10 protein-coding genes and 1 pseudogene are annotated in these 13,185 nt (G+C 39.2%); 10 read left to right on the top strand and 1 reads right to left on the bottom strand.

Going from position 1 to position 13,185, the window contains the following annotated elements; all coding sequences use genetic code 11:
• The first annotated feature begins 60 nt into the window (after positions 1-60).
• The 10 genes and pseudogenes from HMPREF3237_RS03890 to HMPREF3237_RS03940 form a co-directional block, all read left to right on the top strand.
• Entirely contained in the window at positions 61-747 is a 687-nt protein-coding gene (locus HMPREF3237_RS03890) for an XRE family transcriptional regulator (RefSeq protein ID WP_016466166.1), read from the top strand.
• A gap of 3 nt (positions 748-750) precedes the next feature.
• Positions 751-2,166 carry a Y-family DNA polymerase gene (locus HMPREF3237_RS03895; RefSeq protein ID WP_070888903.1) on the top strand — a complete coding sequence of 472 codons (1,416 nt, stop codon included), beginning with the start codon at positions 751-753 and terminating at the stop codon, positions 2,164-2,166.
• Positions 2,163-2,525, top strand: a complete 363-nt coding sequence (locus tag HMPREF3237_RS03900) for a hypothetical protein (protein WP_070888904.1) — start codon at positions 2,163-2,165, stop codon at positions 2,523-2,525. The genes HMPREF3237_RS03895 and HMPREF3237_RS03900 overlap by 4 nt, the downstream gene beginning before the upstream one ends.
• A complete protein-coding gene (locus tag HMPREF3237_RS03905; RefSeq protein WP_070888905.1) occupies positions 2,518-2,811 on the top strand; it encodes a DUF5960 family protein in 294 nt (97 codons plus the stop codon). Before HMPREF3237_RS03900 ends, HMPREF3237_RS03905 begins: the two co-directional genes overlap by 8 nt.
• Before the next feature lie 245 nt (positions 2,812-3,056).
• Entirely contained in the window at positions 3,057-4,868 is a 1,812-nt protein-coding gene (gene glmS / locus HMPREF3237_RS03910; protein WP_070888906.1) for a glutamine--fructose-6-phosphate transaminase (isomerizing), read from the top strand.
• A 243-nt stretch (positions 4,869-5,111) separates the two neighbouring features.
• Positions 5,112-6,881, top strand: a complete 1,770-nt coding sequence (locus tag HMPREF3237_RS03915) for a PTS mannitol transporter subunit IIBC (RefSeq protein WP_070888907.1) — start codon at positions 5,112-5,114, stop codon at positions 6,879-6,881.
• Between the two features lie 23 nt (positions 6,882-6,904).
• On the top strand, positions 6,905-8,860 hold the full coding sequence (locus HMPREF3237_RS03920) for a BglG family transcription antiterminator (RefSeq protein WP_070888908.1): 1,956 nt from the start codon (positions 6,905-6,907) through the stop codon (positions 8,858-8,860).
• 1 nt (position 8,861) lies between these two features.
• A complete protein-coding gene (locus HMPREF3237_RS03925) occupies positions 8,862-9,299 on the top strand; it encodes a PTS mannitol transporter subunit IIA (RefSeq protein WP_070888909.1) in 438 nt (145 codons plus the stop codon).
• A 61-nt stretch (positions 9,300-9,360) separates the two neighbouring features.
• On the top strand, positions 9,361-10,497 hold the full coding sequence (locus HMPREF3237_RS03930; protein WP_070888910.1) for a mannitol-1-phosphate 5-dehydrogenase: 1,137 nt from the start codon (positions 9,361-9,363) through the stop codon (positions 10,495-10,497).
• Between the two features lie 87 nt (positions 10,498-10,584).
• Positions 10,585-11,634: pseudogene (locus HMPREF3237_RS03940) on the top strand (isomerizing glutamine--fructose-6-phosphate transaminase); the annotation flags it as partial.
• Between the two features lie 30 nt (positions 11,635-11,664).
• On the opposite strand, the gene HMPREF3237_RS03945 reads toward HMPREF3237_RS03940, so the two are convergent.
• Positions 11,665-13,140, bottom strand: coding sequence for an AcpB/EbpR/MafR family transcriptional regulator (locus tag HMPREF3237_RS03945; protein ID WP_070888912.1), 1,476 nt, complete (start codon positions 13,138-13,140; stop codon positions 11,665-11,667).
• Positions 13,141-13,185 lie beyond the last annotated feature (45 nt).

Raw genomic sequence — 13,185 nt, forward strand, 5'->3', positions numbered from 1 at the left:
TGGTTTAATTTTTAAAATAAAGTCAACCTGCAACGAAAGCATCACGCTAGGAGGTAAAATATGTACCAACCAGAAAAACTCAAGGCTCGTAGGAAAGAGCTAAAACTAACACAAAAAGAGATTGCAGAGCAACTTGGGATTAGTTTTCAGGCTTATTCAGCTTGGGAGCGTGGAGTCAAGGAGCCTTCTAAAGAAAAGGTTAGTCAGCTAGAGAAAATCTTAAAAGTACCAAAAGGCTATTTTACTCAAATCGAAATTGTTCGTCTTTATAACAGCCTTTCCAATAAAGGAAAAGAGAAGGTAGTGCTCTATGCTCGCAACTTGGCTCAAGAAGAACAAGCCAAGAAGGTGACTGCTATTTCAGAAAAACTCTACGAGTATCATGTCTACGAACGCATGTCGGCTGGTATCGGAGCTTCAGTTTATGATGATCGAAACTTTGATACGGTTTATTTCAATGAAGAACTGGCTCACGATTTTGCTTCATGGGTGTCTGGAGATTCCATGGAACCCAAATATCAAAATGGTTCCGTGGCTCTGATTCGAGAGACCGGATTTGATTACGACGGTGCTGTCTATGCAGTGGTTTGCAATAACCAGACCTATATCAAACGGGTCTATCGAGAAGAGGATGGCTTACGTTTGGTCTCCATCAATCCTAAATACAAGGATATTCACATCTCTTACGAAGAAGATCCGCGGATTGTAGGCATTATCGTGGGTAACTTTGTGCCAATGGAGGGATAGTCTATGGGCTACTTTGATTATTCCAGAGAGCCCAAAAGTGATATTGCCTTTGTCGATATGAAGTCCTTTTATGCTAGCGTTGAGTGTGTAGAAAGAGGACTCCATCCCCTTAAAACCTCCCTTTGTGTTATGAGTCGGGCGGATAATTCTGTTGGACTGATTCTTGCCTCCTCGCCGATGTTTAAAAAGGTCTTTGGGAAAGCAAATGTTGGTCGTGCCTATGACCTCCCCTTTGATATCAAAACGCGTAAATTTTCCTACTACAATGCCAAGAAACAAGGTTTACGGACAGATCCAGCCTATGTGAAATTTATCGAAGATTGGGCTCGGGTGACCGTCATTGTCCCTCCTCGAATGGATAAGTATATCGCGGTCAATATGGAAATTCAGCGCATTTTCCAGAACTATGGCAGTCCAGATGATATTTATCCCTACTCTATTGACGAAGGCTTTATTGACCTGACCAGTTCGCTCAATTATTTTGTCCCAGATCGACAGATTTCTCGTAAAGATAAGCTGGATATGCTTTCGGCTCGTATCCAGCGAGATATTTGGCGGCAGACAGGGATTTACTCGACGGTCGGCATGTCTAATGCCAATCCTCTGCTTGCTAAGTTGGCCTTGGATAATGAAGCCAAGCACACACCGACCATGCGGGCCAATTGGTCTTACCAGGATGTGGAAGAAAAGGTCTGGGGTATTTCTAAGATGACTGACTTTTGGGGGATTGGGCATCGAATGGAGAAGCGCTTGAATGGTTTAGGGATTCATTCGATTAAGGAATTAGCCAATAGCAATCCGGATGTTCTGAAGAAAGAACTTGGTCAAGCTGGGTTGCGCCTGTGGTTTCATGCCAATGGGATTGACGAGAGTAATGTTCATAAACCCTATAAAGCTAAATCTCACGGCTTGGGCAATTCACAAATTTTACCGAGAGACTATGTCAAACAACGAGATATCGAAATTATCCTTCGAGAGATGGCTGAGCAAGTGGCTATCAGGCTTCGAAGGGCTAGAAAAAAGGCGACGGTGGTTTCTATTCATCTTGGTTTTTCTAAGCAGGAGCAGAAATGCTCCATCCATACCCAGATGAAGGTTGAGCCAACCAATAACACCAGTATTTTGGTCGGGCATGTCCTGCAATTGTTCCATAGCAAATACACTTCTGGGGCCGTCAGGAGTGTTGCTGTCAGTTATTCAGGATTTGTGGACGAATCCTTTGCTTTGATTTCCCTTTTTGATGATGTTGGTAAAGTAGAAAAAGAAGAAAGGCTCCAGACTGCTATTGATTCCATTCGAGAGCAATTCGGATTTACTTCTCTCTTAAAGGCGACTGCCTTAGAGGATGCATCGAGAAGTATTGCCAGAAGTAAGCTGATCGGAGGGCATTCTGCTGGAGGATTAGATGGCTTGAAATGATTGATCGTTCTTATTTGCCCTTCCAATCCGCAAGGGACTATCAGGATCCAGGGATGCAGAAGTGGATGGGCTTCTTTTTATCAGAGCATACGAGCTCGCTCAGTGAAGAAAAAAATCGTGTCGATTTCTCGACAGATTTGACTCCTGTTGAGAAGTTGTTGTTGCTTTCACAGCTATACATCGGGCGACTAAAAGGTTGCTTCGTATGTCGAGAAAAAAAGGGGAGAAGCACGATAATCGGTGAAGTAAGAGAATTATCTCCCGAAGAAATTTCGGTTAGAACTGATGAGGGTTATAGGCTACTAAGGGTTGGTGACATCCTAGAAATTCAACTGTGTCAGGAGGAAGTTTATGACTAGAAAAGAGCTTTATGAAAATAAATTGCAGATGGACTATTTCTCAGATGATTACATTCGTTTTGAGGAAGATTTTCAAAAATACTCTGCCATGAATGTACCCCTGACTTTTTTGATTGACGACATCCTACGAACCATGGCTATTAACCAAAAGGACTACTTTGTCTTAAACAAGGAAAACGCCAAGGACGGTAGGGAACATCGATTTTATTTTAGGGTGAAGATGGAAAAAGATTGTCCACGAACTCGGACTTATGCCTATCTTGGACTTGTGCGAAATCATCAGTAAAGATTCTTGTCTTAGATATATGTTGTTGCAATAATAACACTGCAAACAACTATCATTTCCAGCCGTTCGAGAGCTATTTCTTGAATGGTTTTTTGTATACTGTTTAAAAGCAATTGAACTATACCAATTTTTGTTCTTGACAAGTGAAAGAAACAAGTATATACTGTTTTTGCTGATTCTTCAAAGCGAGAATTAGACTATACCAATTTAAGGAGAAAGCACAGCTTGTCTGTGTCGTATGTACTATGTGTGGAATTGTTGGTGTTGTTGGAAACACAAATGCAACTGATATTTTGATTCAAGGGCTTGAAAAGCTCGAATACCGTGGTTATGATTCTGCGGGAATTTTTGTCCTGGGTGGTGCAGAAAATCATTTGGTAAAAGCTGTTGGTCGTATTGCAGAATTGTCTGCCAAGACAGCTGGTGTTGAGGGAACAACTGGTATCGGACATACTCGTTGGGCTACCCACGGGAAATCAACGGAAGACAATGCTCACCCACACCGCTCTGAGACAGGACGTTTTGTCTTGGTGCACAATGGGGTGATCGAAAACTATCTTGAAATCAAGGAAGAGTACCTTGCAGGTCACCACTTCAAGGGACAAACAGATACAGAAATTGCTGTTCACTTGATTGGAAAATTTGTGGAAGAAGACGGTATGTCAGTACTTGAAGCCTTCAAAAAAGCTCTTCACATCATCCGTGGTTCTTATGCTTTTGCTTTGATTGACTCTGAAAATCCAGATGTCATCTACGTGGCGAAAAACAAATCACCTCTTTTGATTGGTCTTGGTGATGGCTACAATATGGTCTGCTCAGATGCTATGGCGATGATTCGCGAGACAAGTCAGTTTATGGAAATTCATGACCAAGAGCTGGTTATTGTCCGTAAAGACAGTGTGGAAGTGCAGGATTATGACGGGCATACTCTGGAGCGTGAAAGCTATACTGCTGAGCTAGATCTGTCCGATATCGGTAAGGGGACTTATCCATACTATATGCTCAAAGAAATCGATGAACAGCCAACTGTGATGCGTAAGCTAATCAACACATACTCTGATGAGAATCAACAGATGGTTGTGGATCCTGAGATTGTTAAAGCGGTTCAGGAGGCAGATCGAATTTATATCATTGCAGCTGGAACTTCTTATAATGCAGGTTATGCTTCTAAAACGATGCTAGAAGAATTAACTGATACGCCTGTGGAATTGGGTATTGCATCTGAATGGGGTTATGCCATGCCGCTACTGAGCAAAAAACCAATGTTTATTTTGCTTAGTCAGTCAGGTGAAACTGCTGATAGTCGTCAAGTTTTAGTTAAAGCTAATGAAATGGGAATTCCAAGCTTGACTGTGACTAATGTTCCAGGTTCTACTCTTTCTCGTGAAGCAACTTATACTATGTTACTGCACGCTGGTCCAGAAATTGCTGTAGCTTCAACTAAGGCTTATACAGGACAAGTAGCGACTCTAGCATTTCTTGCTAAAGCAGTTGGGGAAGCCAATGGTAATGAAAAAGCAAAAAAATTTGATTTAGTGCGTGAACTTTCAATTGTAGCTCAGTCTATTGAGTCTACTCTTTCTGAAAAAGAGTTAATTGAAGAGAAGGTTCGTGGGCTCTTGGAGACGACACGTAATGCTTTCTATATCGGGCGCGGTCAAGACTATTATGTAGTTATGGAAGCTAGCCTTAAACTTAAGGAAATTTCTTATATTCAATGTGAAGGTTTTGCGGCTGGAGAGCTCAAACATGGAACTATCTCTTTAATAGAAGATGGTACACCTGTTATTGCGTTGATTTCTGATAACCCAACCATTGCTTCTCATACTCGTGGTAATGTTTCTGAAGTATTAGCACGTGGTGCTAATATTCTGACTATTGTAGAAGAAGGAATAGAAAAAGAAGGGGATGATATTATTGTCAACAAAGTTCATCCGTATCTATCTAGTATTTCTATGGTTATTCCTACTCAATTGATTGCTTACTATGCTTCTCTACACCGTGGATTAGATGTAGACAAGCCGCGTAATTTGGCTAAGGCCGTTACAGTTGAATAATAAATAGATGAATAATAGGCGTAAGACTGGGAGGATTATCTCTTAGACTTTACAGCCTATTTTTTATAACTCATAATTTGAATTTTTGATGCGATTTTCGGTACATTTTGTTTACAATATGGTATAAAAAGAGAGATTTGTGACAAAAGTTGATTTTTTGGCACAAAATCTGTGACAAAGATTTAGTTTTAAACGCTTTCATTTTTGTATATACTAGATTCAAAGAAAAGGAGGAAAATCCTAATGGAAAAAAAAGTATCTTTGAAAGTTAGAGTTCAAAAACTGGGAACATCACTTTCAAACATGGTTATGCCCAATATTGGGGCTTTTATTGCTTGGGGAGTGTTAACTGCCCTCTTTATTCCTGATGGCTATCTACCAAATGAGCAATTGGCTGCTATTGTTAGTCCTATGTTGACTTATCTATTGCCGACTCTAATTGGTTACACGGGCGGTTATGTAATTCATGGACAACGTGGTGCCGTCGTAGGGGCTATTGCTACTGTTGGTGCGATCACAGGTTCTAGTGTTCCTATGTTTGTCGGAGCTATGGTAATGGGACCACTGGGAGGTTGGGCTATCAAGAAATTTGATGAGAAGTTCCAGGAAAAAATTCGTCCTGGCTTTGAAATGTTAGTTAATAACTTTTCAGCTGGTCTAGTTGGTTTTGCATTACTGCTTTTGGCTTTCTACGCAATCGGTCCAGTGGTATCGACTCTTACTGGAGCTGTTGGAAATGGTGTTGAGGCTATTGTCAATGCTAAACTCCTACCTTTGGCAAACATTATCATCGAACCAGCAAAGGTACTTTTCCTTAACAATGCTCTTAATCATGGAATCTTTACACCTCTAGGAGCTGAGCAAGTATCTCAAGCTGGTAAATCTGTTCTCTTCCTCTTAGAGGCTAATCCTGGACCAGGTCTAGGTATCCTCTTGGCTTACGCCTTGTTTGGTAAAGGTTCTGCGAAATCTTCTTCTTGGGGAGCAATGGTTATCCATTTCTTCGGTGGTATCCATGAAATATACTTCCCTTATGTTATGATGAAGCCAGCTCTTTTCCTAGCTGCGATTGCTGGAGGTGTGTCAGGTACCTTTACATTCCAATTTTTAGATGCTGGTCTTAAATCTCCAGCTTCTCCAGGATCTATCATTGCGATTATGGCTATGGCTCCAAAAGGTGTGTGGCCTCATCTTAATGTCCTGCTTGGGGTATTAGTGGGAGCAATTGTCTCCTTCCTTGTAGCAGCTCTTATCCTACGTGCAGATAAGTCGACTGATGATTCGTTAGAAGCTGCTCAAGCTGCTACTCAAGCCGCTAAGGCTAAATCTAAGGGGCAAGTAGTTCCAGTTGCTGTAGATACAAATATTTCAAGAGATTCAGTAGAGAAAATTATTTTCGCCTGTGATGCTGGCATGGGGAGTTCTGCAATGGGAGCAAGTATTCTTCGTGATAAGGTTAAAAAAGCAGGTCTGGAAATTCCGGTGTCTAATCAGGCTATCTCAAACCTAGTTGATACACCGAAAACATTAATTGTTACTCAGGAAGAATTGACACCAAGAGCTAAAGGCAAGAGTCCAAGTGCTATTCATATTTCTGTTGATAATTTCTTAGCATCACCTCGTTATGATGAAATTGTAGCTTCATTAACAGGAGCTTCCCCAGTAGCAGATATTGAAGGAGATATACCAACTTTAGCACCAGTAGATAGTCAGGAAATTGACCTTAACCATATTGATGCTGTAGTAGTTGCTTATGATAAAGCACAGGGATCTGCAACTATGGGCTGTGAAACGATTCGGGCTATCTTTAGAAACAAGAATATTCGTATTCCAGTGTCTACGGCCAAAATATCAGAATTAGGTGAATTCAATTCTAAAAACATATTGATTGTAACAACCATTGCTTTACAAGCAGAAGTACAGCAAGAAGCACCGAATTCTCAATTTCTTATTGTGGATAGTTTAGTAACAACACCAGAATATGATAAAATGGTTACTAGAATGTACAAATAGAACTAGAGGTTTCTAAATTACGAATGCTATTAACCAAACGAGAAGAACAATTATTGAAGGCTTTCCTACATGTAGGGAAGCTTTCAATGCAAGACATGACTGAAATCTTACAGGTCTCATCTAGAACAATTTATCGGACTTTATCAGATTTGACAGATAGCATAGAGCAATATGGGATTGAAATAGCGAAGAGTGGGAAATACTATGTTTTGACTGGCGAACTGGACGATCTACCGACAGAACTTGAAGTGTTAGTTGAGTATAGTCCCCAAGAAAGACAAGAGTTGATTACCTATCGCCTTCTGACTGAGAATGGTTTTGTCACCAATGAAGCCTTGCAAGAGTGCACGAAAGTCAGTAATGTAACTATTATTCAGGATATTTCAGATATTGATAAGCGTCTTTTAGACTTTGATTTGAAAATTGAACGACAGAAGGGTTATCGGATTTCTGGTGATTCAGTTAGTAAGAGAAGATTTTTAGCTATTTTACTGACAAACTGTATCTCTGTAGCAGATTTTTCAACTGGCAATTTTGGAATCTTTGATATTTTAGAAGCAGATAGAACTCGGCTGGCCAGTCAGATTGTTAATAAGCAACTGTTAGGTTTTCCGGATATAGATGCTAGAATGAAGATGTTTTTTGCGATCTTGTTATCTCTTATAGGTCAGGAACAAAACATTGAAAATTTGCCTAATACTAGTAAGCAAGCTTTGGAGATTTCTCAAAAAATTTTTCAAGCATACTCTAAGCAGACTGAGCAATTTTACAGTATTCAGGAAATTATCTATTTTGCGAGTATCTTGGATGAATTAATCATTAGACGTCAGGAAAATCCGCTCTTTACGGAAAAATTTGATGGTGAATTTTTCTACAATATTTCAAATTTGATTGATACGGTTTCCATGTACACCAAGATTGACTTTTTTAAAGATAAGGTTCTATTCAATTTCCTTTTCCATCATATTCGGCTCAGTTTAGGTGTCCCTATCCTTTTTCAGAGTGAAAATTTACCAGAATCTATCCAGCTTTTAGTTGAAAGAAATAAATTTCTTTATACAGTCATCAGTCTTTTGGTGAACGATATTTTTCCGAAATATCTTCACACAGTGTATGAGTATGGTATGATTGCACTACATTTTATCTCTAGCTTAGGCCGTAGTCCAGAGATATATCCAGTCCGTATTTTGCTTTTAACGGACGAACGTCGGGTTACTAGAGATTTATTAGTCAGTAAAATTAAGAGTGTTGCTCCTTTCGTAGAGTGGATAGACATTCAGTCTCTAGTAGATTATCACAGTATAGATCACAGTCAATATGATTATATTTTATCTACCAAGCCGCTGGCTAATAAAGAAATCGATGTAATTTCTAGTTTTCCAACTGTCAAAGAATTGCTTGAACTGCAGGAACAGCTTCAGTATGTACAGGCACATCGTACGATTGTCGCGCGTGATGCCATCGCTCCAGAGAAAAGTTATGACTTGCAAGATTATTTGATATCTAGCAGTCAGCTTTTGAGTCAATTTGAGCTTGTAAAATTAGAGAATGAGCAGTCATTTGAGCGTACGGTAGAACAAATCATCCAGTATCAGAAGAATGTGAGTGACTGTGATTATCTAACAAGAAAATTATTATCACACTTCCATAATAGTCCTATGGCTATTCCTAATACTGGTCTGGTGCTTTTACATAGTCAGTCTAGCAAGGTAACAACAAATAGTTTTACAATGTTTGAACTCAAACTACCTATCTCTGCATTGTCAATGAAACGAGAGCAAGAAGAGGTCAAAAGGTGTCTGCTGATGCTTATGTCTAAGGAGGCTAGCGAGGAAGTGAGAGATTTAATGACAGCTATCAGTCAGTCGATTATTGAAAATCATCTTTATACAGAGATTTACAAGACGGGAAATCAATCTATTATTTATCAGATGCTAAATACTATTTTTAACGAAAAAATTAAGAAATTGGAGGACTAATATGAAACTTGAAAAAAATTTGATTAAGCTTAATAAACAATTTTCTAACAAGGAGGAAGCTATCCGTTATTGTGGGGAAGTTCTTTATGAGGGTGGATATGTTAATGAAGACTATATTGAGGCCATGATAGAACGTGATAAAGAGCTATCTGTTTACATGGGTAACTTTATCGCCATACCGCATGGAACAGATGCAGCAAAAAAGGATGTCCTCAAGTCTGGTATTACAGTCGTTCAAGTCCCAAGAGGAGTTGATTTTGGGAATGAATCTAATCCTCAAGTAGCAACGGTTCTTTTTGGTATTGCTGGTATTGGTAATGAACACTTAGAAATCATTCAGAAAATTTCTATCTTCTGTGCAGATGTAGATAATGTTCTTAAATTAGCAGATGCTCAATCAGAAGAGGAAGTATTGCGCTTGCTTGATGATGTTGAATAATCAAATTTTTTCATTTGTCATCTAGTATATATGTCTCTCAAATAAGAAAAGGAGAAATTCAATGAAACATGCTGTTCATTTTGGTGCCGGAAATATCGGTCGAGGTTTTATAGGCGAAATTCTATTCAAAAATGGTTTTCATATTGACTTTGTGGATGTCAATAATCAGATAATTCATGCTCTAAATGAAAAGAGCAAGTATGAAATTGAAATTGCACAGGAAGGACAGCCCCGCATAGAGATAGCTAATGTGGCTGGCATTAATAGTAAGGAACATCCTGAGCAAGTTATTGAAGCAATTCAAAAGGCGGATATCATTACTACTGCAATCGGGCCTAATATACTCCCTTTTATTGCTGAACTTCTAGCTAAAGGAATCGAAGCTCGTCGGGTTGCAGGAAATACGCAAGCATTGGATGTTATGGCCTGTGAAAATATGATCGGTGGATCTCAATTTCTCTATCAAGAAGTTAAGAAATATTTAAGTCCTGAAGGTTTGACATTTGCTGAGAACTATATAGGCTTTCCAAATGCTGCAGTAGACAGGATTGTTCCAGCACAAAGTCACGAAGATCCTCTTTTTGTGGTGGTCGAGCCATTTAATGAATGGGTCGTGGAAACCAAGCGTCTTAAAAATCCAGATTTACGTTTAGAATATGTGCATTATGAAGAAGATTTAGAACCTTTTATTGAGCGAAAACTTTTTTCAGTTAATTCTGGACATGCAACTTCAGCTTACATTGGTGCACATTATGGTGCCAAGACAATATTGGAAGCTCTTCAGAATCCGGATATCAAGTCTCAGATTGAAGCCGTTTTGGCTGAAATTCGTAATCTCTTGATTGCCAAATGGAACTTTGATAAAAAAGAATTGGAGAATTATCACAAAGTTATTATAGAACGGTTTGAAAATCCTTTCATAGTGGATGATGTTAGTCGGGTAGCTCGTACTCCAATCCGAAAATTAGGTTATAATGAACGATTCATCCGGCCGATTCGTGAATTGAAAGAACGCGATTTGTCTTATGAAAACCTACTTAGAACAGTTGGCTATGTCTTTAACTATCGCGATGTAAATGATGAAGAAAGTGTTCGATTAGGTGAATTGCTGGCTAAACAATCAGTTAAAGATGTTGTTATACAAGTTACAGGTTTAGACGACCAAGAATTGATTGATCAAATTGTAGAGTATATTTAATCTTTTTCGAAAATCTCTTCAAACCACGTCAGCTTCACCTTGCTGTAAGTATGGTTACTGACTTCGTCAGTTCTATCCACAACCTCAAAACACTGTTTCGAGCAACCAACGGTGATGCGTAAGTTGATCCAAGCCTACACAGATGAAGCTGGTCAAGTTGTCGTAGATCCAGCTATCATCAAGGCTGTTCAAGACGCAGACCGCATCTACATCCTTGCAGCTGGAACATCTTACCACGCAGGATTTGCTTCTAAGAAGATGCTAGAAGAATTGACTGATACACCAGTTGAACTTGGAATCTCCTCTGAGTGGGGATATGATATACCACTTCTCAGCAAGAAACCTCTTTTCATCTTTATCAGTCAGTCTGGTGAAACAGCTGATAGCCGTCAAGTTTTGGTTAAGGCTAATGAAATGGGAATTCCAAGCTTGACAGTGACAAACGTGCCAGGATCAACCCTTTCACGTGAAGCCAACCATACTATGTTGCTTCACGCAGGTCCTGAAATTGCCGTAGCATCAACTAAGGCTTATACTGCCCAAATCGCAGCCCTTGCCTTCCTCACAAAAGCGGTTGGTGAAGCAAATGGCAATGAAAAAGCCAAAGCCTTTGACTTGGTTCATGAGTTATCTATCGTGGCTCAGTCTATCGAATCAACTCTTTCAGAAAAAGAATTGATTGATGCTAAAGTTCGTGACCTCCTTGAAACAACACGCAACGCCTTTTACATCGGACGTGGTCAAGACTACTACGTAGCCATGGAAGCAAGTCTCAAACTCAAAGAGATTTCTTACATTCAATGTGAAGGTTTTGCGGCTGGAGAACTCAAGCACGGAACGATTGCCTTGATTGAAGATGGGACACCTGTTTTAGCCCTCTTGTCAGACCCAATTCTTGCCAACCACACTCGCGGAAATATCCAAGAAGTGGCAGCGCGTGGTGCTAAGGTCCTTACTATCGCTGAGGAAAATGTTGCAAAAGATACAGACGATATCGTTCTTACGACCGTACACCCTTACCTCTCACCAATCTCAATGGTCGTACCAACGCAATTAGTCGCTTACTTTGCAACCCTTCACCGTGGACTTGATGTGGACAAACCACGTAACCTTGCTAAGTCTGTAACGGTAGAATAAAAAAAAGTCTAGTTAAACTAGACTTTTTTATTATAAATCTTGCATAGAAATCTTATTGAGTTCATTGACTACTTGCAGGATAGATAGTCTACTGATATTGATGACGAGCATGTCTTCGAGACCTTTGATATCAAAATTAGTGATGATAGCATCATACTCACAATCTAAAATTTCTTCAATATTTAGAGTTTCCTTATCCCAAGTTTCATACTGGATGTTGTTAGAAGTATGGAATTCGTAGAGGGATATCAAGAACTGTGGATGGGCAAAATCATACTCGCTGAGGACTAAGACTCTGACTTTCTTTTTATGTTCAAATAATTGATCTGTAAGGCCCTCGGCATGAGTAAATAGGGTGTAGATCAGGTGAGAAAGAGCAGGTGTCTTCTCCTTTTGTCCCATGATACTCTTGTATCGCACCATTTCAAAGGTAGCTGCTTCATAAAATTTGGGGAAGAATCTTTTAATCTTTCCAAGTGTATAATCCTTATTTTGTGAAATAATGGATTCGAAGTTGATTTCTCTTCGCTCAAGTAAAGCAGTGTTATGCAAGTTCCAAATTAAGGTGTCTGTGTTTGCAAATTGAACGCCAAATTTTCGAGTTAAGTTGTCTAGGATGTCTCTTGCGGCATGGTAGGAACGATCCACTTGTTCGTAAGATTGACGTGCAGTTAGGAAATCTTCAACTGTAAAGAAGATAGTAGGTTCTGCAAAGGGGCTAAAAATCTGATTGAGATTTTCAGGAGTAATTTCAATATTGAGCCCTTGAGCCAAATCTTGTAACTGTCGTTGGAAATAAGAAAGTTGGTCGTAGATTGGACTTAACCAAGAAGAACTTTGTTTTGGTAAACGAACAAGATAGCCTCTTTTCATTCGGTATAAATCGACCGTAGCCTGCGTTCTAATTTGGTAGAGATTTTGATATTTTGCAGGGAATTTTGCCAGACTAATAAAGAAGGAAACGAAGTTATCGATGTCTTTTTCTTTGACTTCTGTGAAAGGCCAGTCCAGAAAATTATATGTTTCGTGGAAATATTGGGAGAAGAAAAATCGAATATCTTTTTCGTCTCCAATGATAGAGATAGGTGTTACCTTCAGTTTAAAGCGGTAGGTTCCATCAAGTGTCTTATTGATATCCGCGACCTTTTTGCGTAAAGACGGAAGAGAGATATCCAGAGTTTCAGAAAGATGTTCATAGGTGAAGGGCCTATCCAAAAGGAAAAATGCCTTCAAAATTTGAAAATAATCAGATGTCTGTAAAAAATATTGGTAGATTCGCTCGATGCCATTATTTTGAACATTCACCATCATGATTCCTGCAGTTGAGTGCCTGATATCAAAGTCAGGAAAGACTTCGCGTAATTCTTTGATATCACTCTTGATGATTCGAGCATTGTAGCCAATGATTTTAGATAAGTCATCCAGATAAATCCAGTTAGGATTTTCAAATAAATATTCTAAAATCTTTAATTGCCTTTGCTCTTTTTGGCTGAGTAATTCTCTCATTATAAATAAACTCCTAAAGTACTATTTATTGGTATGATTAGAAAA

Source organism: Streptococcus sp. HMSC34B10 (assembly GCF_001839505.1).
Lineage (GTDB): Bacteria > Bacillota > Bacilli > Lactobacillales > Streptococcaceae > Streptococcus > Streptococcus peroris.

Excerpts from the sequence above, each read along its gene's own strand:
- HMPREF3237_RS03920 (WP_070888908.1), top strand. The coding sequence starts at position 6,905 with ATGCTATTAACCAAACGAGAAGAACAATTATTGAAGGCTTTCCTACAT.
- HMPREF3237_RS03945 (WP_070888912.1), bottom strand. The coding sequence starts at position 13,140 with ATGAGAGAATTACTCAGCCAAAAAGAGCAAAGGCAATTAAAGATTTTA.
- HMPREF3237_RS03915 (WP_070888907.1), top strand. The coding sequence starts at position 5,112 with ATGGAAAAAAAAGTATCTTTGAAAGTTAGAGTTCAAAAACTGGGAACA.
- HMPREF3237_RS03900 (WP_070888904.1), top strand. The coding sequence starts at position 2,163 with ATGATTGATCGTTCTTATTTGCCCTTCCAATCCGCAAGGGACTATCAG.
- HMPREF3237_RS03890 (WP_016466166.1), top strand. The coding sequence starts at position 61 with ATGTACCAACCAGAAAAACTCAAGGCTCGTAGGAAAGAGCTAAAACTA.
- HMPREF3237_RS03905 (WP_070888905.1), top strand. The coding sequence starts at position 2,518 with ATGACTAGAAAAGAGCTTTATGAAAATAAATTGCAGATGGACTATTTC.
- HMPREF3237_RS03930 (WP_070888910.1), top strand. The coding sequence starts at position 9,361 with ATGAAACATGCTGTTCATTTTGGTGCCGGAAATATCGGTCGAGGTTTT.
- glmS (WP_070888906.1), top strand. The coding sequence starts at position 3,057 with ATGTGTGGAATTGTTGGTGTTGTTGGAAACACAAATGCAACTGATATT.
- HMPREF3237_RS03925 (WP_070888909.1), top strand. The coding sequence starts at position 8,862 with ATGAAACTTGAAAAAAATTTGATTAAGCTTAATAAACAATTTTCTAAC.
- HMPREF3237_RS03895 (WP_070888903.1), top strand. The coding sequence starts at position 751 with ATGGGCTACTTTGATTATTCCAGAGAGCCCAAAAGTGATATTGCCTTT.